The 20,581-nt window shown below is 71.5% G+C and carries 19 protein-coding genes; 8 read left to right on the forward strand and 11 right to left on the reverse strand.

The window, feature by feature from the left end; genetic code table 11:
• The first annotated feature begins 452 nt into the window (after positions 1-452).
• Both FFA01_RS05270 and FFA01_RS05275 read left to right on the forward strand, forming a co-directional pair.
• The gene (locus FFA01_RS05270) at positions 453-1,487 is read left to right on the forward strand and encodes a type IV toxin-antitoxin system AbiEi family antitoxin domain-containing protein (RefSeq protein ID WP_146853722.1); all 1,035 of its coding nucleotides are present in this window, start codon (positions 453-455) and stop codon (positions 1,485-1,487) included.
• A gap of 5 nt (positions 1,488-1,492) precedes the next feature.
• Positions 1,493-2,224, forward strand: a complete 732-nt coding sequence (locus FFA01_RS05275) for a hypothetical protein (RefSeq protein ID WP_146853724.1) — start codon at positions 1,493-1,495, stop codon at positions 2,222-2,224.
• Positions 2,225-2,305: 81 nt separating this feature from the next.
• Here FFA01_RS05275 and FFA01_RS05280 read toward each other — a convergent pair whose 3' ends face one another.
• The 5 genes from FFA01_RS05280 to xseA all read right to left on the reverse strand — a co-directional run bounded on the left by FFA01_RS05280 (position 2,306) and on the right by xseA (position 6,660).
• Entirely contained in the window at positions 2,306-3,700 is a 1,395-nt protein-coding gene (locus FFA01_RS05280; protein WP_146853726.1) for a class II fumarate hydratase, read from the reverse strand.
• 68 nt (positions 3,701-3,768) lie between these two features.
• Positions 3,769-4,419, reverse strand: coding sequence for a carbonic anhydrase (locus FFA01_RS05285; protein ID WP_208720850.1), 651 nt, complete (start codon positions 4,417-4,419; stop codon positions 3,769-3,771).
• A gap of 3 nt (positions 4,420-4,422) precedes the next feature.
• Positions 4,423-5,097: a DUF4245 domain-containing protein gene (locus FFA01_RS05290; protein WP_146853728.1), complete on the reverse strand. Its 675-nt coding sequence runs from the start codon at positions 5,095-5,097 to the stop codon at positions 4,423-4,425.
• Positions 5,094-5,303 (reverse strand): exodeoxyribonuclease VII small subunit, encoded by a 210-nt coding sequence (locus FFA01_RS05295; protein WP_146853888.1) that lies wholly within the window; start codon positions 5,301-5,303, stop codon positions 5,094-5,096. The genes FFA01_RS05290 and FFA01_RS05295 overlap by 4 nt, the downstream gene beginning before the upstream one ends.
• A 67-nt stretch (positions 5,304-5,370) precedes the next feature.
• Positions 5,371-6,660, reverse strand: a complete 1,290-nt coding sequence (gene xseA / locus FFA01_RS05300) for an exodeoxyribonuclease VII large subunit (RefSeq protein ID WP_146853730.1) — start codon at positions 6,658-6,660, stop codon at positions 5,371-5,373.
• Positions 6,661-6,846: 186 nt separating this feature from the next.
• On the opposite strand from xseA, the gene FFA01_RS05305 reads away from it, so the two are divergent.
• Both FFA01_RS05305 and FFA01_RS05310 read left to right on the forward strand, forming a co-directional pair.
• Positions 6,847-7,860, forward strand: coding sequence for a 4-hydroxy-3-methylbut-2-enyl diphosphate reductase (locus FFA01_RS05305; protein WP_208720852.1), 1,014 nt, complete (start codon positions 6,847-6,849; stop codon positions 7,858-7,860).
• On the forward strand, positions 7,857-8,474 hold the full coding sequence (locus tag FFA01_RS05310) for a DUF6264 family protein (RefSeq protein WP_146853732.1): 618 nt from the start codon (positions 7,857-7,859) through the stop codon (positions 8,472-8,474). The genes FFA01_RS05305 and FFA01_RS05310 overlap by 4 nt, the downstream gene beginning before the upstream one ends.
• Positions 8,475-8,554: 80 nt before the next feature.
• Here the strand turns inward: FFA01_RS05310 and fbaA are convergent, their stop codons facing one another.
• Positions 8,555-9,583 carry a class II fructose-bisphosphate aldolase gene (gene fbaA / locus FFA01_RS05315; protein ID WP_146853734.1) on the reverse strand — a complete coding sequence of 343 codons (1,029 nt, stop codon included), beginning with the start codon at positions 9,581-9,583 and terminating at the stop codon, positions 8,555-8,557.
• Between the two features lie 98 nt (positions 9,584-9,681).
• A complete protein-coding gene (locus tag FFA01_RS05320; protein WP_146853736.1) occupies positions 9,682-13,044 on the reverse strand; it encodes an SdrD B-like domain-containing protein in 3,363 nt (1,120 codons plus the stop codon).
• 90 nt (positions 13,045-13,134) lie between these two features.
• Here FFA01_RS05320 and glpX point away from each other — a divergent pair, with 90 nt between their 5' ends.
• Positions 13,135-14,133 (forward strand): class II fructose-bisphosphatase, encoded by a 999-nt coding sequence (glpX, locus tag FFA01_RS05325; RefSeq protein WP_146853738.1) that lies wholly within the window; start codon positions 13,135-13,137, stop codon positions 14,131-14,133.
• 57 nt (positions 14,134-14,190) lie between these two features.
• On the opposite strand, the gene FFA01_RS05330 is transcribed toward glpX, so the two are convergent.
• Positions 14,191-15,492 (reverse strand): DNA recombination protein RmuC, encoded by a 1,302-nt coding sequence (locus FFA01_RS05330; protein ID WP_146853740.1) that lies wholly within the window; start codon positions 15,490-15,492, stop codon positions 14,191-14,193.
• A 97-nt stretch (positions 15,493-15,589) separates the two neighbouring features.
• Positions 15,590-16,234, reverse strand: coding sequence for an exonuclease domain-containing protein (locus FFA01_RS05335; RefSeq protein WP_146853742.1), 645 nt, complete (start codon positions 16,232-16,234; stop codon positions 15,590-15,592).
• A 120-nt stretch (positions 16,235-16,354) separates the two neighbouring features.
• Here FFA01_RS05335 and ychF point away from each other — a divergent pair, with 120 nt between their 5' ends.
• Positions 16,355-17,428, forward strand: a complete 1,074-nt coding sequence (gene ychF, locus FFA01_RS05340) for a redox-regulated ATPase YchF (protein ID WP_146853744.1) — start codon at positions 16,355-16,357, stop codon at positions 17,426-17,428.
• A gap of 13 nt (positions 17,429-17,441) precedes the next feature.
• On the opposite strand, the gene FFA01_RS05345 is transcribed toward ychF, so the two are convergent.
• Complete coding sequence (locus FFA01_RS05345; protein ID WP_146853746.1) at positions 17,442-17,969, reverse strand: hypothetical protein; 528 nt, start codon at positions 17,967-17,969, stop codon at positions 17,442-17,444.
• A 75-nt stretch (positions 17,970-18,044) separates the two neighbouring features.
• On the opposite strand from FFA01_RS05345, the gene FFA01_RS05350 reads away from it, so the two are divergent.
• The gene (locus tag FFA01_RS05350) at positions 18,045-19,208 is read left to right on the forward strand and encodes a N(5)-(carboxyethyl)ornithine synthase (protein ID WP_146853748.1); all 1,164 of its coding nucleotides are present in this window, start codon (positions 18,045-18,047) and stop codon (positions 19,206-19,208) included.
• A 34-nt stretch (positions 19,209-19,242) separates the two neighbouring features.
• Here the strand turns inward: FFA01_RS05350 and FFA01_RS05355 are convergent, their stop codons facing one another.
• Positions 19,243-19,794: a TetR/AcrR family transcriptional regulator gene (locus tag FFA01_RS05355; RefSeq protein ID WP_146853750.1), complete on the reverse strand. Its 552-nt coding sequence runs from the start codon at positions 19,792-19,794 to the stop codon at positions 19,243-19,245.
• Positions 19,795-19,847: 53 nt separating this feature from the next.
• Here FFA01_RS05355 and FFA01_RS05360 point away from each other — a divergent pair, with 53 nt between their 5' ends.
• Positions 19,848-20,561 carry an MBL fold metallo-hydrolase gene (locus tag FFA01_RS05360; protein ID WP_146853752.1) on the forward strand — a complete coding sequence of 238 codons (714 nt, stop codon included), beginning with the start codon at positions 19,848-19,850 and terminating at the stop codon, positions 20,559-20,561.
• Positions 20,562-20,581: the final 20 nt, after the last annotated feature.

Here is a 20,581-nt window from a genome sequence, read left to right on the forward strand (position 1 = left end):
GACTCAGGCGATCCGGCCCGTTCGTCGACGCGTCGCGTCGAACGGGCTGAGATCGCCTGAGTCGCCGACGCCGGTCGTCGTCGCGCCGTGGCAGGCGGCACGGTCGGCGCGCCGCCCCGCGGCCCTATCCGCCGCCGCGCTCCCGTCCCAGCGCTCTTGCCTCGGCGTTCCCGCGCCCGCGCCCGCGCCCCCGCGCCCGCTCTCCCGTCGGCGACTCAGGAGGACCCGCGGCGATGAGCGATGCCCGCCGCCACCCGGCCCGGTCCTCCTGAGTCGCCGGCACGAGGGATCGTCCTCGGCGCGTGGGGACGGCCCGCCGACTCGCCCTGAGTGCACAGTGCGAGGGTGCGGCGGCGTGACGTCCCCCTCACCACCCTGCGAGACGGCGATCGTTCCACACCGACGGCCTTCACGGCCGCGGGGGGATCATCGCTCCGAGCATCCTGTCCCGCATGGAGCAACTCAGATCTCTCGTCGAGCAGGCCGGCGGTGCCGTGCATAAGCGGGATCTCGTGGCGCATGGCGCCACGGACCGCATGCTCACCGCGGCGGTACGCTCCGGGGCGGTGCACCGCGCCCGACGCGGCTGGTACACGACCTTCCCACCCGGGGATCCTCGTCATGAGGCCGTCCGGATCGGCGGTCGGCTGACCGGCGCGTCCCTCCTCGCGCTGTCGGGTGCGTGGTTGTGGGACACACCGCCGGTGACGGTCGTGGTCCTCGGGAACGCGTCGCGCCTGCGCGCCCGTCGCGGGGCGATCGTCGTCTGGCGCTCCGAGCCGACCGGCTCCGGGCGAACCGGCTCGGGGCAGACCCGCCCCGGGCGATCGAGGCCGACGGGCCGCGATGATCCACCGTGGGCGGACTCGCTCGGCGCGGCCCTCCGTCACGCCGTCCTCCATCTGCCCTTCGACGAAGCCGTGGCTCTGCTGGACTGGTCGCTCGTCAGCGGATCGTTCACCGTCGCCGACCTGCGAGCCGTCTTCGCCGACGCACCCGGTCGGGCCTCGTCGATCGTCGACTGGGTCGATCCGAGGAGCGAGAGCTTCCTCGAGAGCATCACGCGCGCGACCTTCACGGCCCTGGGCCATCGAGTCGAGTTGCAGGTTCCCGTGGGGCGCCGTGATCGTCGGAGGATCGACGTCGTCGTCGATGATGAGGCCGCCGTCGAGCTCGACGGGCGGGAGTTCCATGCCGGCACCTTCCATGCCGACCGCATGAAGGACGCGGCCATCACGGTGGCCGGCCGCACGTCGCTGAGGTGCGGCTACTACATGGTTCGCGACGAACGCCTCGTGATGGTGTCAGCCGTGCACGCGATCCTCGCTCGCTCGGCGGCGCAGAGCCCCGGTGCCGGACGATGCCGACGGGGACGACACGACGGCTGCCTCACCGCCCCTCCATGGCGCAACCCGACGACTCGACCGCCACGTGCCGTCGCACCACGAGCCCGTCGCCCCGCCAGCGTCGCCGGGACGTCGAGGTGAGGCGGATGTCGGCGGCGGTCCAGGAGGGAGGCCACGACCGGGTTCTCGAACTCGGAGCCATCGCGGCGCTCTGCGTCGTGGCCAGCACGAGATCCTCGGTGTCGGACCTCGTCGGTGTCCTGGCCATCGCCGCCGTGACACCGGCCCTGATCCGCATCGATCTCGTCTCCCGGCGACTGCCGAACCCGTTGGTGGGGCTCGCAGCGGCGGGGCTCATCGTGTCGACCGCGACGCGGGCCGTCGAGGAGGGCGCCGGATCCGCGCTCGAACCGTTGGCCTGGGCAGCGGGGTGGTCACTCGCCACGTTCGTCATGGCGATCGCCGGCGCGCTCGGCATGGGCGATGTCAAACTCGGCGCCGTCCTCGTGGCTGCGCTGACCGGCGTCACCGGGGGAGCCGGAGCCGGAGCCGGAGCTGGAGCTGGCGCGGAAACCGGAGCCGAGGCTGGAGCCGGACTCGGCGGGGGAGCCGGATCCGCTGCAGCCGTCGAGTCGGTGGTGCTGTTCCTGTCGATCGCCGGTCTGCTCGGCCTGGCGGCCGTGGCGGGTCGGACGCTGCTGTCGAGGGCGCGACGGCGGAGCCGGGCGATCGACTCGGATGCGGGCGCCGGTCCGGCGGCCCCGTTCCAGGCGAGCATCGTGGCACCGCCGAGCCTCACGCCACGAGCAGGAATCCCCTTCGGCCCCTGCTTGCTCGTCGCCTTCTGGACCACGCTCCTGCTGCTGGGGGAGGGGTGACCGAGTCGAGGAGGCGCGGTGCGGGTCGTGCTGCACCGCGCCTCCTCGGCCGCAGACGGAGGGATCGCCCGGGGTGGCCGATCAGCCGGGGTGCGTCATGCTCAGCACGTCGAGCGCGGTGTCGAGCTGAGCCTCCGTGACCTCGCCGCGTTCGACGAAGCCGAGGTCGACGACCGCCTCCCGGACCGTGAGCTTCTGCGCGACAGCGTGCTTGGCCACCTTGGCGGCGGCCTCGTAGCCGATCACCCGGTTGAGCGGGGTGACGATCGAGGGCGACGACTCGGCGAGGGCCCGAGCGTGCTCGACGTTCGCGGTGAGTCCGTCGACGGTCTTGTCGGCCAGCGCGCGGCCGGCGTTCGACAGGAGGCGGATCGACTCGAGCAGAGCCGTCCCCATGACGGGGATGGCGACGTTGAGCTCGAAGGCGCCGGAGGCGCCGGCCCACGCGATCGTGGCGTCGTTGCCGATGACCCGTGCCGAGACCATCAGGACGGCCTCGGGGATGACGGGGTTGACCTTGCCCGGCATGATCGACGAGCCCGGCTGCAGGTCGGGGATGTGCAGCTCGCCCAGGCCGGCGTTCGGGCCGGAGCCCATCCAGCGGATGTCGTTGTTGATCTTGGTCAGGCTGACGGCGAGCACGCGCAGGGCGCCCGACGCCTCGACGAGGCCGTCACGCGCGCCCTGGGCCTCGAAGTGGTCGAGGGCTTCGGTCACGGGCAGGCCGCTGTCGGCGGCGAGGGCGGCGATGACGCGCTGGGGGAAGCCCACGGGCGTGTTGATCCCCGTGCCGGTCGCCGTTCCGCCCAAGGGGACCTCGGCGACGCGCGGCAGCGTGGCCTGGACCCGCTCGATGGCGAGTCTGATCTGCCGGGCGTAGCCGCCGAACTCCTGGCCGAGCGTGACCGGCGTCGCGTCCATCAGGTGCGTGCGGCCGGCCTTGACGACGGTGGACCACTCGGCGGCCTTGCGTTCGAGGGACTCGGCGAGGTGCTCGAGCGCGGGCACGAGGTCGTGGATGAGCGCACCCGTGACGGCGACGTGCACGGACGTGGGGAACACGTCGTTCGACGACTGAGACGCGTTGACATGGTCGTTCGGGTGGACGGCCGTGCCGTCGACGGTGCCGGCCAACGTGGCCAGCACCTCGTTCATGTTCATGTTCGACGACGTGCCGCTGCCGGTCTGGTAGACGTCGACCGGGAACTGGTCGTGATGCGCCCCGCCGATCACGGTGTCGGCGGCGGCGACGATCGCGTCGGCGACGGCGGGGGCGACGATGCCCATCTCGCCGTTGACGATCGCGGCGGCACGCTTGATCCGCGCGAGCGCGACGATCTGGGCCGGCTCGAGACCCGTTCCCGAGATGGGGAAGTTCTCGACGGCACGCTGGGTCTGGGCTCGGTACAGAGCCGATGCGGGAACCCGCACCTCGCCCATCGTGTCGTGCTCGATGCGGTACTCGGATGTGGTCACGACGATGTGGTCCTTTCCTCGGCCCTCGTGGGGCGCTGTCGACCCGGGGCGTCCGCCCCGGGGGGGTCTCAGAGCCGCCCGACGACGATCGACGAGTCGACCCGGCCGTTGGCCAGCGCGTAGTTCGCGCCGACGACGGCGAGCCGGCCCTCGGCGATGGCCGTGGCGATGAGGGCGGACGAGCCGACCAGCGACTCGACGGAGGCCTCGATGTGGAGTTTGCCGACGCTGCGCGGATCGAGCGTCGCACCAGGCTCGAGGTTGATGTTCGCCCGGCGCACGGACGGCACGATCATGTCGATCAACCCGCCGAGGAACCTCGAGCCGGGAGGGGCCTCGGAGGTGAGGGAGTCGATGGCGGTGGCGACGGCGCCGCAGCTGTCGTGTCCGAGGACGACGATGAGCGGCACGTTCAGGACGGAGACCGCGTACTCGAGCGACGCGATGACCGTGTCGCCCACCACCTGGCCGGCGTTGCGCACCACGAAGAGGTCGCCGAGCCCGACGTCGAAGATGATCTCGGCCGCGAGCCGCGAGTCGGCGCAGCCGAAGAGCGCGGCGACGGGGGCCTGACCGCCGGCGAGGCTGGACCGATGGTCGCTGTCCTGGTGCGGGTGGTCGGGGTTGCCGGCGACGAAGCGCTCGTTGCCGTCGGTCATCCGCTGCCACGCATCGCCCGGCGTGCGGGGGCGGGGCTCGGTGGTCTGCTGCGTGGTCATGGGTCAGTCGTCCGTCTCGTCGGCGATGTCGGCAGCCAGCGCCGTCGCCAGGGCCTCGAACTCGGCGTCGTCGGCCGTGCCGTGCAGCACGTACGAGCTGCGGTCGACCGTCGTCGTCAAGGAATAAGCGTAGTTGCCTGCGGTGTCGTCGTCGCGCCGGTCGTAGACCGTCCATTCGAGCCCGTCGATCTCACGGCCCGAGGTGGCGGCCCGGTTGTCGACCGAGGCGGCCAGCCAGGTGTCGTTGGCGTCCACGCCCTGTTCGAGCGCGATGAACCCGTCGTCGGGCGTGATGAGGCCGATGTACCAGACGTCGACGCCGTCGGGCGCGCCCGTGTCGATGTCGGCCCGGTTCGAGGTCCATCCGTCGGGCAGGGCGGGTGCCGCGAGCGGGACGTCCACGCTCGCCTGGGCCTGCGCGGCCACCGACACGTAGTCGATCTCCTGGCGGTTGACCGGGCCGCTCGGTCGGACCACGACGAGGACGAGGAAGAGCACGATGCCGAGCGAGGCGACGATCGACAGCGTCAGGTTGATCGCCGTCTGGTTGGCGTAGTGCTTGCGGGTGTTCTCCGCCTTGCGGGCCGCCGTCTCGTCGGGGGTCTCGGGACGCCCGAGCTCGGCGACGATGCGAGGTCCGCGTTGGCGGGGTCCGCGACCCCCTCGGGGGGTGCTCATGACGTCGGGGCCTGTCTGCGCGCCGCTTCGAGGCGCTCGCGGGCGCCCATGAGCCACTCCTCGCAGCGTCGGGCGAGAGCCTCGCCGCGCTCCCACAGGGCGAGCGAGCGTTCGAGCGTCGAAGCCCCTTGTTCAAGCTCGGAGACGACCGAGACCAGTTCGTCGCGCGCCTGCTCGTAGCTGAGCGACGCCACGTCGCCGGGCAGACCGGCGACGGCCGAGGAGTCGGTCGGGGTCGGTGCGTCGGAAGGGGTGTTGTCCACGATGTCGATCCTAACGAGGGGTGGCTGAGGTCCGGGCCGGGCCGGTGCCCGCGGGGGACGGGGCCGTGTCCGTGTCGTCTGGGGAGGGGAGGCCGGCGCTGACGGCCTTCAGCGTGCCGCCCGCGAGGGTCAGCACGAGCTCCGTCGAGGCCGGCGCGTCGAGCGGATCGTGCACGACGGCTCCGCCTGGCGCCTGCACGATGGCGTAACCGCGTCGCAGCGTCCCCTGCGGCGAGAGGGCCCGGAGCTGTGCGGTGAGCTCGGACACCCGGGTCTGCGCGCGTTCGACGGCGCGGGAGACGAGCTCCTCGCCTCGGGCGACGGCCCGGACGACCTCATCGGCGCGGACGTCGACGAGCGTCTGGGGGGATGCGAGGACGGGGCGGCTGCGGATCTGCTCGAGCCGGTCGACCTCGTGCGACACGAGCGCGGTCAGCCGCTGCCCGATGCGGGCGCGGGCCTGCTGCACCCGGGAGAGCTCCTCGCTGACGTCGGGGACGACGCGTTTGGCCGCGTCGGTGGGCGTCGAGGCACGGAGATCGGCGACGTCGTCGAGCAACGGCCGGTCGGCCTCGTGTCCGATGGCGCTCACCACCGGTGTGGTGCAGGCCGCGACGGCACGGATCAGCGACTCGTCGCTGAAGCCCAGGAGATTCTGGAAGTCGCCCCCGCCCCTGGCCACGATGATGACGTCGACCTCGGGGTCGGCGTCGAGGCGCTGCACGGCGGCGGTCACCTCGGACACCATGCGGTCGCCCTGCACGGCCGCGTGCGCGACGCGGAACTCGACCGACGGCCAGCGCAGCTGGGCGTTGCGGAGGACGTCTTTCTCGGCGTCGCTGTCTTTTCCCGTCACGAGGCCGATGCACTGGGGGAGGAAGGGGAGGCGCGACTTGCGTTCCGGGGAGAACAGGCCCTCGGCGGTCAGTTGCGCGCGCAGGCGTTCGAGTCGCTCGAGCAGGTCGCCGAGCCCCACGTGCCGCATGTCGAACACCTGCATGGTGAGCGAGCCGCCCTTGACCCAGTAGTTCGGTTTGACGGCGGCGACGACGCGGTCGCCCTGCTTGAGGTCGGCGGGGACCCGCGACTTCACGCTCGACCAGAGGGAGAACGAGATCGTGACGTCCTGTTCGAGGTCGCGGAGCTTGCCGTAGACGTTGCCGCCCGAGACGTTCCATTGGGTGATCTCCCCCTCGACCCAGGCCGTGCCGAGCCGGTCGATCCAGTCGCGGACCTTCGAGGCGAGGAGCCCGACGGGCCAGGGGGCGTCCGCCGTGGGCGGCGGAGGGACGATCGTCATGCGTCTCCTGTGATCGAGAGGAGCGCCGGGACGAACCGGCGCCGTGAGCGTGGTCGGAGCAGGCGGAGAAGGACCTCGACCCGCCGTTCTCAGTACGCGACCAGTCGTCGCACCTAGAATCGTCGAGTGAGCCATATCACCAACGGCGCCCTTGCCATCGACCTGCCGACACCGCGTGTTCCTGCGGTGCGTAACAGGCTAAGGGATACCCCTGTCACCGGACACAAGCGCGTGCTTCTCGCGGCCCCGCGCGGCTACTGCGCGGGCGTCGATCGGGCTGTGATCGCGGTCGAGAAGGCGCTGGAGCACTACGGCGCGCCCGTCTACGTGAGAAAGCAGATCGTGCACAACGTCCACGTCGTGGCGACCCTCGAGAGCCAGGGCGCCATCTTCGTCGACGAGGTCGACGAGGTCCCCGAGGGCTCGCACATCGTCTTCAGCGCCCACGGCGTCTCGCCCGCGGTCGTCAAGGGTGCGGCGGACCGGAAGCTCGAGGCGATCGACGCGACGTGCCCCCTCGTCACGAAGGTGCACCGCGAGGCCGTCCGATTCGGCAACCAGGGTCGGCACATCATCCTGATCGGCCACGCCGGCCACGAAGAGGTCGAGGGCACGATGGGCCACGCCCTCGATCGGACGACCCTCGTGCAGAACCCCGGCGAGGTCGACGACCTCGTCATCGACGACCCCGACAACCTCGTCTGGCTCTCGCAGACGACGCTGAGCGTCGACGAGACGATGGAGACCGTCCGCCGTCTGCGCGAGAGGTTCCCCAGCATCCAGAACCCGCCGAGCGACGACATCTGCTACGCGACCCAGAACCGTCAGGTGGCCATCAAGAAGGTCGCGACCGAGGCCGACCTCGTGATCGTCGTGGGCTCGGCCAACAGCTCGAACAGCGTGCGCCTCGTCGAGGTGGCCCTCGAGCACGGTGCCAAGGCGGCCTACCGGGTCGACTACACGAACGAGATCCGCCAGGAGTGGCTCGACGGCGTGGAGACGGTGGGCGTCACCTCGGGTGCGTCCGTCCCCGAGGTCCTCGTGAAGGAGGTGCTCGACGATCTGGCCGACGCCGGCTACATCGACGTCGCCGAGGTCGTCACCGCCGAGGAGGACCTCATGTTCTCTCTGCCCAAGGAGCTGCGCAAGGACTCCAGCGGTCAGATCGACGCCCGCGGGCTCGGCGGTCGCACCCGATGACCGACCGCCACCCCGACGACGATCGGCCCGACGGGCGTCCGCGCCCCCGCTACGGCGAGTACGCGCCTGAGGGCTGGGTCAGCCCGGTCGCCCCTCCTGAGGCTCCCGAGGCCGCACCGGCGGTCGCCGGTCGGTCCGACGCGTCGGCCGACCAGGCGGCTCGTCGACCGCAGCCCGCGCCCGGTGCGTGGGGCGCGCCTCCTCGTCCCGGGGCTCCCGTCCTCAGCGGAGGGCGCCGGTTCGATCGCGTGGCGACGTTCCTGCTCATCGGTCTGGGCGGCTACGGAGTCGTGTCGAACGTGGTGCTGGCGTCGACGTTCGCATCGTCTCTGCTGTCGGCCCTCGGAACCGCGGGCTACCCGGTCGACGTCTTCACGGGCCAGAGCGACCTCCAGCGCGCCGGGGCGATCATCGCGGTCGTGTCGGTCGCGGTCTTCGCCGTGACCCTCATCTGGACCATCCGACGCCTGCGGGCGTTCAAGATCTCGTTCTGGGTGCCCCTGTCGGCCGGTGTCATCGTGTCGTTCCTGCAGATGGCGCTCGTCCTGGCCGTGCTGTTCGGCGACGCCGCCTTCACTCAGGCGATCCTCGACGGCGCAGGGCCCTCGCTCTAGCCCGCATCGAACGCGAGAGGCCCGCAGCACATGCTGCGGGCCTCTCGTCGTCGTGATGGATGGAGCCGAGGAGGCGCGGGTCAGCTTCCGGACTGACCGAACGACCCGAGCTGCCGGGTCGCCTCGACCACGCGGGCCGCCATCGCCGACTCGGCGACCTTGCCCCAGGCGCGGGGGTCGTACTGCTTCTTGTTGCCGACCTCGCCGTCGGCCTTGATGAAGCCGTCGTAGTTCTTCAGGACGGTGTCGGCGATCGAACGGCTGAAGGCGTACTGGGTGTCGGTGTCGAGGTTCATCTTGACGACGCCGTTCGAGACCGCTTCGCGGATCTCCGCATCGCTGGACCCGGAGCCGCCGTGGAAGACCAGTTCGAGCGGCTTGTCGGCGGTGCCGAACCTCTCCTGGATGCCCTGCTGGATCTCGCCCAGCAGTTCGGGGCGGAGCTTGACGTTGCCCGGCTTGTAGACCCCGTGGACGTTGCCGAAGGTGAGGGCGGCGATGTAACGGCCGTTCTCGCCCAGACCCAGGGCCTCGACGACGCGGGTGACGTCGCCCACGGTCGTGTAGAGGGCGTCGTTCGTGCCCTCGTGCTCGACGCCGTCCTCTTCGCCGCCGACGACGCCGATCTCGACCTCGAGGATGGCGTTGATGGCGCGGGTGCGCTTGAGCATGTCCTCCGCGATCGAGATGTTCTCGTCGAGGGGCACGGCCGAGCCGTCCCACATGTGCGACTGGAACAGCGGGTTGCGACCGGCGCGCACCTCTTCTTCGCTGGCGGCGATGAGGGGCAGGACGAAGCCGTCGAGGGCGTCCTTCGGGCAGTGGTCGGTGTGCAGGGCGACGGTGATCGGGTAGTTCTTGGCGACCTCGGTCGCGAACTTCGCGAAGGCGATGGCGCCCGCGGCCCGGTTCTTCACCGTGTGGCCGGCGAAGTAGTCGGCGCCCCCGGTGGTGACCTGGATGATGCCGTCGCTGCCCGCTTCGGTGAGGCCCTGCAGAACCGAGTTGATCGTCTGCGACGACGACACGTTCACGGCGGGGTAGGCGAACCCCTTGGTCTTCGCCTTGTCGAGCATCTCGGCGTACTGCTCCGGGGTTGCGACGGGCATTGCATCTCCTTCGATAACGGCTGGTGTCTGCACCCACCACCCTAGTCAGCGAGCGCTGAGGGTGCCGGGAGCATCGGACGGTGAGGGGAGCGGGACGGTCACTCGCGCAGGGAACGGGCGCGCCGTCGACGGAGCATCACCAGCAGGAGCCCCGCCGCCACCGAGAGGGCGGCCGCCGCGAGGAGCGGTGCCAGGGCGGTTCCTCCCGTGAACGCGAGACGCGGCGCCGGGAGGGAACCCGACGCATCGGCTGCCGAGTCGGCGGTGGCGTCGTCGGGACCTGCGGGTGGAGCCTCGTCGGCGTCCGAGGGGAGGGGGGCGGTGAGGTCGTCACCACGGCCCTCGTCACCCGCCGCCAGCGGTTCCGGGAGGAGTCCGGCATCGACATGGCCGTGTCGGGTCACGCCGACCAGGCGTCCGTCGTCGGTCACCGTCTCGAGGACCGCCCGAGCCCGTCCCTTCTCGTCGACGTCCGAGTCGCGGGTGTCGTCGCCGATGTCGCGGAGCGTCCAACCGTGCGCTGCCGTGCCGAAGTCGACGACGTAGTCTCCCGGGCGGAGAGCGGCGAACTCGTAGCGGCCGTCGGCGTCCGTCTCGGCGCTCGCCGCGACGTCGTCGCCACGGTCGTCGGTGCCGTGCAGCGACACGGGGTGTCCGGCGGCCACCGGCTCGTCGTCGGACCGGACGCCGTCCCGGTCGGTGTCGAACCAGACCTGACGGCCGATCGACCCGGCCACTGCGCGGGTCGTGGCGACGGTCGAGGTCGCCGTCCAGTCGATGCCGACGACGCGCAGCCCGAAGGTCGAGGCCCAGGCGTCGAGACCGGCGGCCGTCCCGTCGACGACGAGCTCGTGACTGACCTCGACGCCGGCGCCCACCGGCTCGCTGCGATCGACGCGGACCGCGGTCACGGCGTCGAGCGCCGTGGGGCAGCCGATCGACCCGAACTCGTCGATCAGGCACCAGGCGGTCGCACCGTCGGCGAGGTTCGACGGGTGGACCGGGTCGGCCGAGACATCGCTCGAGGGCGTCGCCGTGTAGCGGATCTCGTCGGTCGGCGCGTCGGCGGTCAGCGCTCGGTCGAGGACGGCCCGGTCGCCCGTCGTGCCGCGTCCGTCGGCTCCGTGCGGCAGGACCGAGATCAGCGTGCTCCCGGGCAGGGACGTGCCGCCCGTGTTGCGGTACGTGAGCGTGAACGTCGCGTCGTCGCCGATCACCCGGACGGGATGGTCGACGGTCTCCTCGGCGTCGAAACCGCCGCCCTCGAGGACGGTGACCGTGCGATGGGTGACACGCGCCCATTCAGCCGAGACGTCGCGCTCGGACGCGACGATCGCCTCCAGCCGGGCCTCGGTCCCTGCGGGGACGCGATCGAAGCGCACGTCGACGGTGAGCGCGGCGACGGGGTCGTTGACCGACACAGGCGCCAGACGCCAGGTGAGGCGCTGCCGGACGACGCCGTCGATCTCCACCTCGTCGACCTCGGGTGCCGGGGAGGATCCGCCGACGTAGGTCGTGCCGGCGGGCAGGTGGGCACGGACGGTCAGGGCCTCGTCGACACGGTCGTCCGAGGCGTTCGTCAGGCTCGGGTAGAGCGCGTAGGTCGCCGTCGCGCCGGAGGTGACGTAGGTGGTCTCGTCGGGCGTGCTCTCGGCGTCGTGACCGGGGTCGACGACCGCGCTGCGGATGCGAGCCATGTTGCTCGTCACCGTGAGGAAGTCCGCCCACCCGCCGTTCGCCGCGTCGGCGTCGTTCCGGTCGTTGGTCCAGTCGCCGGTCGGCGACGTCCGGATGGCCGCGAAGGTGCGGGGTCGCGTGCCGCTGTCGAGACGGGGCTCGATCCGGAGGTTCGCTCCGAAGGTGAGGGAGGTCGTCGCCGGGTGGTCGTAGGTCCACCGCACCGCGCCGACCGCGTCGGCTCCGCCCGGAACCGACCTCGGGTCGTCGTGCCAGGCGAGATCGTCGTCGCCGCAGGATGCGTCGCGCGCCGTGGCCGGATCCGATCCGTCGAAGGCCGCGAACTCGGGTCGTCCGGTGACCCCGGGCTGCGTCGAGGTGGCCCAGAGCCCGGGGGCCTGCTCGCGCAGCGTCTGGACGGAGTTGTCGAAGACGATGCACGAGACCGCCTCGTGCCAGGCTGTCGTGCCGGCGTTGCGGACCCCGAGCATGCTCATGACGTGCTGGGCGGGTGTCACGTAGGGCAGGTTGTTCTTGCCCGACAGGTTGTAGGAGGCCCCCGTCTCGACGTCGATGCCCAGGTAGCGCAGCGAGCCGCCGGCCCCCGCCCCGCGGGACACGTCGCGGGCGACCGAGTTGTTGGCCCTCGGCTCGCCCTCGCCGTCGTAGTTCGACCGACCGGTGACGGAGGCCGTCGCGAAGTCCCGGTACGAGTTCGTCGCGAGGATGGACTCGGACTCCGCGAGCTCGGGGATCCACAACGAGATGTAGGCCGAGACGACGTAGGGCAGGGCGCCGCCGACGATGTCGCCGCCGTCGATGTTCTTGGTCGGGACGGACGACATCGAGGTGTCCGTGCCCGTGATCGTGATGGACACCGGTTCGCCCGGCGCGGTCTGGGTGCAGACGATGTCGCCGGAGTCGAGGACGTTCCGGGCGCCACCGCCGGAGCCGCCGGGCATCGAGGGGACCTGTCCGGTGTTGGGGCCGCAGGCGGGAGCGCCGTCGACGGGGGCGAGCACGGCGGGACTCGGAGCCCCGCCGTACATCGCCGAGACGTCGTCCATGAGGGTCATGCGTTCGCCGAGCGGCTCGTAGCCGAGCAGGCCGCCGCCTTCGACGAGGCCGTCCCAGTGGACGAGGAGCGGGTAGACGAGGCGGAATCCGGGGGTCGACCCGTCGGGGCCGGTCGCCGCGGTGAGGCTCGGCAGGGCCCGGTCCATCGAGACGTCGAAGCGGGGCACGGCCGAGACGGTGACGACGGGTGCCGAGGTCGACACCGGGTCGTTGTCGTCGGCCCGCGCCTCCGCGGTGACGGCCAGGGGCGTCTCGTGGGGCAGTGCGACGGCGACGCCCGCCGCGACGCTGACGGTGCGCGCGCCGCTGGTCAGGGTGCCGAGTCGGCAGCGCAGTGCGTCGCCGTCGATTTCGGAGCCCTCCGCGACGCACTCGTCGGGCAGACGCGACCACCGGAGCCCGGGAGGCGCGGTGAGGGTGAACTCACCGCCGGTCGCCGACCCGTGGGAGGTCCCGACCGTGACGCTGTAGACGACCGCGTCGCCGGTGCGGACGATGCCGTTCGACGGGCCGCTGTCGCCGCCGGGCCGGTCGTCGGCGGTGAAGCGGCCAAGCCCGTCGCTCGTGACCCGGACGGCGATCTCGACGTCGCTCGCGGTGGGCCGGGCGCTCGCCGCGGCCGGGATGACATCACCGGCCAGGACGACGATCGCCGTGAGGACGGCCACCGCCGCGGCGCTCGACGACCGTCTCGGAGAGAGCTTCATGAGCGCCTTTCGGTTATACACCAATGGAATATGCCGCTGTAAACATATCGCACATCTGGGCGTCTCGGTGCACCGGACTATGCTTCAGGCATGGCTGACTCACCCTCCGGAACCCTCTACTCGCACCCCGACCGAAACCTCGGAATGGAGCTGGTCCGGGCGACCGAGGCGGCTGCGATCCGCTCGGCGCCGTTCATCGGGAAGGGCGACAAGAACGCGGCCGACAAGGCCGCCGTCGATGCCATGCGGAAGTTCCTCGGCACGGTCGCGTTCGACGGCGTGGTCGTGATCGGCGAGGGCGAGAAGGACGAAGCCCCGATGCTCTTCAACGGCGAGCACGTCGGCAACGGCTTCGGCCCCGCCTGCGACATCGCCGTCGACCCGATCGACGGCACGAGCCTCACGGCCGCCGGTCGCATGAACGCCCTCTCGGTCATCGCGGTCAGCGACCGCGGCAGCATGTACGACCCGAGCGCCGTGTTCTACATGGACAAGATCGTCACCGGCCCCGAGGGCAAGGGCATCATCGACCTCGACCGTCCCATCGGGGAGAACATCACCGCTCTCGCCGCCGCGAAGGGCATCGCCGTCGAGGACATGCAGATCGCCGTTCTCGACCGCCCTCGTCACGCCGACCTGATCGCCGAGATCCGCGCCGTCGGCGCCTCGACGCGTCTGCTGCTCGACGGCGACGTCGCCGGCGGGATCAACGCCGCCCGCCCCGACTCGCGCATCGACATGTGCGTCGGCGTCGGCGGAACGCCCGAGGGCATCATCACGGCCTGCGCCGTCAAGGCTCTCGACGGGCTCATCCTGGCGCGCCTCGCGCCGAAGGACGACGCGGAGCGCCAGAAGGCGATCGACGCCGGCCACGACCTCGATCGCGTGCTCGACCAGGACGACCTCGTCACCGGCGACAACGCCTACTTCGTCGCGACCGGTGTGACCGACGGCGCGCTCGTCGCAGGTGTGACCCGCAAGCAGGGCATGATCCGCACGTCGAGCATCGTGCTGCGCTCGCACTCGGGCACGATCCGCCGCGTCGAGGCCGACCACCTCGTCTCGAAGTGGTACGGCGAGACCGCCTAGGCGTTCCCCGCCACTGCGGCGACCGTCGGCGTCCGTCCTCCGGGACGGGCGCCGATGCTAGTCCTGCGGCTGATCGCCGCCCACCGCCCTCGCGTCGTGCCGTTCCCGGTCGGCGTCGAGGGCGGCCGTCAGTTCGGCTGAGGTGAGGTCGCGGGGGGTGTCGTCGATCGGCGCGGGCGCCGCCAGGACCTTCGTCTCGTCGAGCATGCTGAGGCGTCGCGCCGACGGCAGGACCGTCCGCTCGAGCGATCCGACGAACCGGTTGTAGTCGGAGACCGAACCCCGGAGCGAGCGACCGAGCTTGTCGACGTGGCCGGCCATGGTCGACAGACGACCGTAGAGCTCGCGGCTGAGGTCGAAGAGCGACTTCGCCTCGGCGGTGACGACGTCCTGCTGCCAGCTGAAGGCGATGGTCTTGAGGACCGACCAGAGGGTGACCGGCGACGCGAGCGCGACCCGCTTCTGGAACGCGTAGTCCATGATCGACGGGTCCGCCTCGAGCGCCGACGCGACGAGCGACTCGCTGGGGATGAACGCGATGACCAGCTCGGGCGACGACTCGAGCCCCGACCAGTAGCTCTTGCTCGCCAGGGCGTCGACGTGAGCGCGCAGCGCCTTGACGTGCTGGTTCAGCAGAGCGTCGCGTCGTGCGCCCTCCTCGCCCACGGCCGTCGCCGGGATGGCGCTGGCCTCGAGGTACGCCGTGAACGGCACCTTCGCGTCGACCGCGATGTTCTTGCCGCCGGGCAGGTGCACGACCATGTCGGGGCGGCCGCTGCCGGCGTCGGAGTGGATGCTGGTCTGGACGTCGAAGTCGACCCGCTCGACGAGACCGGCGGCCTGGACGACGTTGCGCAGCTGCGTCTCGCCCCAGACGCCGCGCGTGCTGTTCGACTTGAGGGCCGAGGCGAGGCTCTCGGCGGTGCTGCGCAGGCGCTCCTCGGACGCGGCCGCGGCGCGGAGCTGCTCGCTGAGGGCCCCGTACTGGTGGGTGCGCTGCTCTTCGAGCTCGGCGACCTTCTGCTGCACGGCGGCCAGACTCTGCGCCACCGGACTGAGCGCGGTCAGCACCTGACCGTCGGTCCGGGTGCGCTCGGCCTCGGTGATGCGGACGTCGCGGAGGCGGTCCTGGAACTCGACGAGCCGCGCCTCCTGGGTCGCGATCTGTCGGCGGTACTGCTGGTCCTGTTCGTGGAGGCGCTCCTGATAGGAGTCGGCCGTGGCGCGCGCCGCGGCGGCGTCGGCGGCGAGACGCCCGGCCGTCGCGGCGCTTCGGGATCTGCCGGCGAGGGCGCCGACGAGACAGCCCACGGCGAGGGCGACCAGGGCGAGGACGAAGGCGACGGGGGTGGAGACCATGTCGAGCAGTGTGGCAGCGCCCACCGACATCGTGCGGCGACGACCGAGACGCTCCGCGCCCGTCAGGCGTCGCGCACTCTCGCGCCCCGCGACGGGCTCAGCGGAAGAAGACCCGGAGTCGGCGCTTGGCCGGGGCGGCGGCTTCGGCCGGGAGGTCGTCCTCGGGCAGGACCACGGGCTTGAGCACCTTGACCTTGACCGCGGCGACGGCGGCGAGCTCGCCGAGGTCGTCCGCGCCGTGGACGAGCGCGGCGTGCGCGACGATGGCCGCGCAGGCCTCGGCGTCGGCCAGCGCGTCGTGGTGCGAGAACCCCGTGAACCCCGCGGCCGCGGCGGCGAGGGGCAGCCGGTACGAGTCGAGCGAGTAGGTCTTGCGGGCGACCTGCAGGCTGCACAGGTACGACCAGGCCGGGGGAGTCAGCCCCGTCGCCGCGCAGGCGGCTCTGATGACGCCCATGTCGAAGCCGGCGTTGTGGGCGACGAAGACGTCGTCGCCGGCGAAGTCGGCGATCAGGTCGAACTGCTCGGCCCAGCCGAAGGCCCCGATCACGTCGGAGGCGACGATGCCGTGGATGCGCGTGTTCCATTCGGAGAACTCGTCGTGCCCGGCCGGGGGTCGGATCAACCAGCCGACCTTGTCGACGACGACGCCGTCGCGGACCTTGACGAGGCCGACGGAGCAGGCGCTGGCACTGCTCGAGTTCGCGGTCTCGAAGTCGATCGCGGTGAAGTCGATGGGCATTGGCTCATGCTCTCACGCGCCTCCGACAGTCCCTCCCCAGGCGTCCTCCCGGGCCGACCCCCGCCTCCCGGGCTCCGTCTCGCCCCGCACGCTGTGGCCGGGCCGGTACGCTTGACCCTCGTGGCTCTCACTATCGCGATCGTCGGACTGCCCAATGTCGGCAAGTCCACCCTGTTCAACGCCCTGACCAAGAACCAGGTGCTGGCGGCGAACTACCCGTTCGCGACCATCGAGCCCAACGTGGGCATCGTCAACCTGCCCGATCCGCGCCTCCAGGTGCTCGCCGGGATCTTCGGCAGCGAGAAGATCCTGCCCGCGCCGGTGTCGTTCGTCGACATCGCCGGCATCGTCAAGGGCGCGAGCGAGGGCGAGGGGCTCGGCAACAAGTTCCTCGCGAACATCCGCGAGGCCGACGCCATCGCCGAGGTCGTGCGCGGCTTCGACGACCCCGACGTCGTGCACGTCGACGGCAAGGTCGACCCCGAGAGCGACATGGGCACGATCAACACCGAGCTGATCCTGGCCGATCTCGAGACCGTCGAGAAGGCGCTCGTGCGGTACGAGAAGGAGCTCCGCCTGAAGCGCGTCGAGCCGATCGTGCACGAGACGGCGGTCGCCGCCAAGGAGGCGCTCGAACGAGGCGAGGCGCTCTCGGCCACGACCATCGATCTCGAGCCCATCCGCGAACTCGGGCTGCTCACCGCGAAGCCCTTCATCTACGTCTTCAACGTCGACGAGGCCGTGCTGACCGACGAGGCGCGCAAGGCCGAGCTGCAGGCGCTGGTCGCGCCCGCCGAGGCGATCTTCCTCGACGCGCAGGTCGAGTCCGAGCTGATCGGCCTCGACGACGAGGACGCCGCCGAGCTGCTGGCGTCGCTCGGCCAGGACGAGTCCGGTCTCGACCAGCTCGCCCGCATCGGCTTCGAGACGCTGGGTCTGCAGACCTACCTGACGGCCGGCCCGAAGGAGACGCGCGCCTGGACGATCGGCAGGGGCTGGAAGGCCCCGCAGGCCGCCGGCGTGATCCACACCGACTTCGAGAAGGGCTTCATCAAGGCCGAGGTCATCTCGTTCGACGACCTCGTCGAGACCGGCTCCATCGCGGAGGCGCGCTCGGCCGGCAAGGCCCGCATCGAGGGCAAGGAGTACGTCATGCAGGACGGCGACGTGGTGGAGTTCCGCTTCAACAACTAGGGCCGGACCGCCCTCACCACCACCGGCGCTCGCGCGGCACGAAGTCGGCCAGCAGACCCACGCTGACGAGGAGGCAGGCCCCGCCGGCCAGCGCCACCGCCCCCTCGCCCGACGTCGCCAGGAGCAGCGCGACGCCCAGCACGAGTGCCACGAGACCCGCGACCAGGCGGCCGGTGCGCCTCCGCTTCTCCGCCGGGTCGTGGCGGCGCCCACCGAACTCCCGACGTTCACCCCGGGGACGCCGCGAAGAACCTGCCTCCGTCGAAGCGATGGCGGGCCCATCGACGACCCGCCCGTGCTCGTCGCACCACAGACCCGCTCCGACCTCGGGGCAGAGGCCGTTCACGACCGCCGTGTAGTCCGCAGCGTCGGCCGGATGCCGTCTCCGCATCACCGACGAAGGACTGACGCCGGTCTCGACGCGATCGTCGCCCCACCAGGCGTCGTACGCGACTCGACGATGCGGCTGGCCACCCCACCATGATCGAGCCATGAACGCCACGGCGCGCACGGCCACCGGCTTCTCCGTCGTTCGGCTCATGGCTCGATGGTCGCACGAGATCGCGCCGCGGCCCCTCCGGTCCCGACCTTGAGCCCGCCTCGTCTAAGGTCAGGCATGAGCCGAATCACGCCCGCCCCCGCACTGCTGCGCCTCGGCGTCCTGGCGACCTCCCGCAAGCCCGACGAGCGGCGCCTGCCGATCCACCCCGCGCACCTCGAGCGGATCGACGCCGATCTGCGCGCGAGCATGACCCTCGAGCGCGGCTACGGCCTCCGCTTCGGCATACCGGACTCCGACCTCGAGCCCCTCGTCGCGATGGCCGACCGCGAGCGGATCATCGCCGACAGCGACGTCGTCCTGCTGCCGAAGCCGCAGGCCGACGACCTCGAGGGCCTCCGCGACGGCCAGGTGCTCTGGGGCTGGCCGCACTGCGTGCAGGATCGCGAGATCACCCAGCTCGCCATCGACAAGCGCCTCACCCTGATCGCCTGGGAGGCCATGAACCACTGGCAGTCCGACGGCGGCTACGGCCTGCACGTCTTCCACAAGAACAACGAGCTCGCCGGCTACTGCTCTGTGCTGCACGCGCTCCAGCTGTGCGGCTCGACCGGCGACTACGGCCGACGCCTCAGCGCGATCGTGATCGGCTTCGGCGCCACCGCCCGCGGGGCCGTCACCGCCCTCAACGCGCACGGCATCCACGACGTCCGCGTGCTCACCAACCGCAACATCGCCGCCGTCGGCTCGCCGATCCCGTCCGTCGACATCTACCAGTTCGAGCACGACGCCGACGCCCCCGGCGCCAGCACCGTCAACACCCCCGACGGTCCGATCGCCCTCGCGCCCTTCCTGGCCGCGGCCGACATCGTCGTGAACTGCACGCTGCAGGACCCGAACGCCCCGCTCACCTACCTCCGCGAGACCGACCTCGACGCCTTCCGCCCCGGCAGCCTGATCGTCGACGTCTCGGTCGACGAGGGCATGGGCTTCGACTGGGCCCGCGCCACGACCTTCGCCGAGCCGCTCGTCACCGTCGGCGACACCACGAACTACTACGCGGTCGACCACAGCCCGTCGCTCCTCTGGAACTCCACCACCTGGGAGATCAGCGAGGCCCTCATGCCGTTCCTCCGCACGGTGATGGAGGGTCCGTCGTCGTGGGCCGCCTCCGACACCATCGACCGGGCCATCGAGATCGAGGAGGGGCGGGTCCGCAACGACGCGATCCTCACCTTCCAGGATCGCTCGCCCGAGTACCCGCACCCGCCCCTCGCCTGAGCGCGTCAGGGGCGACCGAGCGTCGCCGCCGCGGTCACCCGAGCCCAGGAGGCGCGGTGAGCGACGCGACGACGCGTTCCGCCCCGAACTCCCATGCCTCCTCGACGACGCCGCCGAGCTGGAACCCGCCGTTGAGCTCCATGACGACGAAGCCCGCCACCCAGGCGGTGAGGGTGCGCGCGGCCAGGAGGGCCCGATCGGCTCCGGCGAGCTCGGCGCCCACCCGCAGGGCGGCGGCGCTGGCGGCCCTGCCGAACTCCGCCCGCGCCCGCGGTACGCCGGGCCCGGGCGTCATGACGAGCTGGAACGCGGCCGGACGCTCGTGCGCGAACGCCCGGAACCCGTCGAGCACCTGCCGGGCCGTCGTCGCCGCGTCGAGCCGGGCGGCCAGGTCCGTGAGGGTGGCTTCCGCGACCAGCTGGACCAGCGCCTCCCTGCTGTCCACGCGCTTGTAGAGGGAGGGGGCGCGGACGCCGACGCGCGCCGCGACGGCCGACATCGTCAGGCCGGCGGGCCCGTCGGCCTCGAGCAGCTCGCGGGCGGCGACGACGATGGCGTCGAGGGAGGTGCGCTCAGGAGTGGGCATGCCCCGAGTATAGCTATTGACAGTAGCCATGATGGCTAACTACAGTAGCCATCATGGAACTCACCCCCGCACTCCACCGCATCGGCAACGACGTGGTCGCTGCCTACCTCGTCGTGACCCCCGAGGGCGTCACCGTCATCGACGCCGGCCTCCCCGGTCTCCACTCCGAGCTCGTCGCCGAACTCGCCTCCCTCGGACGCTCGCTCTCCGACGTCAAGGGGCTCGTGCTCACCCACGGGGACGGCGACCACATCGGCTTCGCCGAACGCCTGCGGCGCGACCACGGCGTCCCCGTGTACATCCACGCCGGCGACGTCTCGCGCGCGAAGGGCGGCCCGAAGCCGAAGAACGCGAAGCAGTCCATGAAGCTCGGCGCGATGCTCGGATTCCTCGCGTACTCGCTGCGCAAGGGCGGTGCGAAGACGACGTGGTTGACCGAGGTCATCGAGCTGCACGGCGGCGAGACCCTCGACCTGCCCGGGTCGCCGCAGATCATCGCGATGCCGGGGCACTCCGAGGGGAGCGTCGCGGTCTTCGTGCCGAGCGTCGACGCCGTCTTCGTCGGCGACGCGCTGACCACGCGCCACGTGCTGACGGGCCAGAAGGGCCCCGCACCGGCGCCCTTCACCGACGAGCCCGCCCAGGCGCTCGCGTCGCTTCGAGCGCTCCTCGCGACGGGCGCGACCTGGGTGCTGCCCGGGCACGGCGCCCCGTGGTCGGGCGGTGTCGCCGCCGCCGTCGCGGCCGTGGAGGCCGCCGCCCGCTGACGACCGACCGGCCCGACCGC

Origin of the sequence: Frigoribacterium faeni (genome assembly GCF_007988805.1) — a bacterium.
In the GTDB taxonomy this organism is placed as follows: domain Bacteria; phylum Actinomycetota; class Actinomycetes; order Actinomycetales; family Microbacteriaceae; genus Frigoribacterium; species Frigoribacterium faeni.

Coding starts and splice junctions, on each gene's coding strand:
- FFA01_RS05270 (WP_146853722.1), top strand. CDS start 453: ATGGAGCAACTCAGATCTCTCGTCGAGCAGGCCGGCGGTGCCGTGCAT.
- FFA01_RS05285 (WP_208720850.1), bottom strand. CDS start 4,419: ATGACCACGCAGCAGACCACCGAGCCCCGCCCCCGCACGCCGGGCGAT.
- FFA01_RS05290 (WP_146853728.1), bottom strand. CDS start 5,097: ATGAGCACCCCCCGAGGGGGTCGCGGACCCCGCCAACGCGGACCTCGC.
- glpX (WP_146853738.1), top strand. CDS start 13,135: ATGGCTGACTCACCCTCCGGAACCCTCTACTCGCACCCCGACCGAAAC.
- fbaA (WP_146853734.1), bottom strand. CDS start 9,583: ATGCCCGTCGCAACCCCGGAGCAGTACGCCGAGATGCTCGACAAGGCG.
- FFA01_RS05355 (WP_146853750.1), bottom strand. CDS start 19,794: ATGCCCACTCCTGAGCGCACCTCCCTCGACGCCATCGTCGTCGCCGCC.
- FFA01_RS05350 (WP_146853748.1), top strand. CDS start 18,045: ATGAGCCGAATCACGCCCGCCCCCGCACTGCTGCGCCTCGGCGTCCTG.
- FFA01_RS05310 (WP_146853732.1), top strand. CDS start 7,857: ATGACCGACCGCCACCCCGACGACGATCGGCCCGACGGGCGTCCGCGC.
- xseA (WP_146853730.1), bottom strand. CDS start 6,660: ATGACGATCGTCCCTCCGCCGCCCACGGCGGACGCCCCCTGGCCCGTC.
- FFA01_RS05275 (WP_146853724.1), top strand. CDS start 1,493: ATGTCGGCGGCGGTCCAGGAGGGAGGCCACGACCGGGTTCTCGAACTC.
- FFA01_RS05345 (WP_146853746.1), bottom strand. CDS start 17,969: ATGAGCCGAACGACGGAGAAGCCGGTGGCCGTGCGCGCCGTGGCGTTC.
- FFA01_RS05360 (WP_146853752.1), top strand. CDS start 19,848: ATGGAACTCACCCCCGCACTCCACCGCATCGGCAACGACGTGGTCGCT.
- FFA01_RS05335 (WP_146853742.1), bottom strand. CDS start 16,234: ATGCCCATCGACTTCACCGCGATCGACTTCGAGACCGCGAACTCGAGC.
- FFA01_RS05330 (WP_146853740.1), bottom strand. CDS start 15,492: ATGGTCTCCACCCCCGTCGCCTTCGTCCTCGCCCTGGTCGCCCTCGCC.
- FFA01_RS05320 (WP_146853736.1), bottom strand. CDS start 13,044: ATGAAGCTCTCTCCGAGACGGTCGTCGAGCGCCGCGGCGGTGGCCGTC.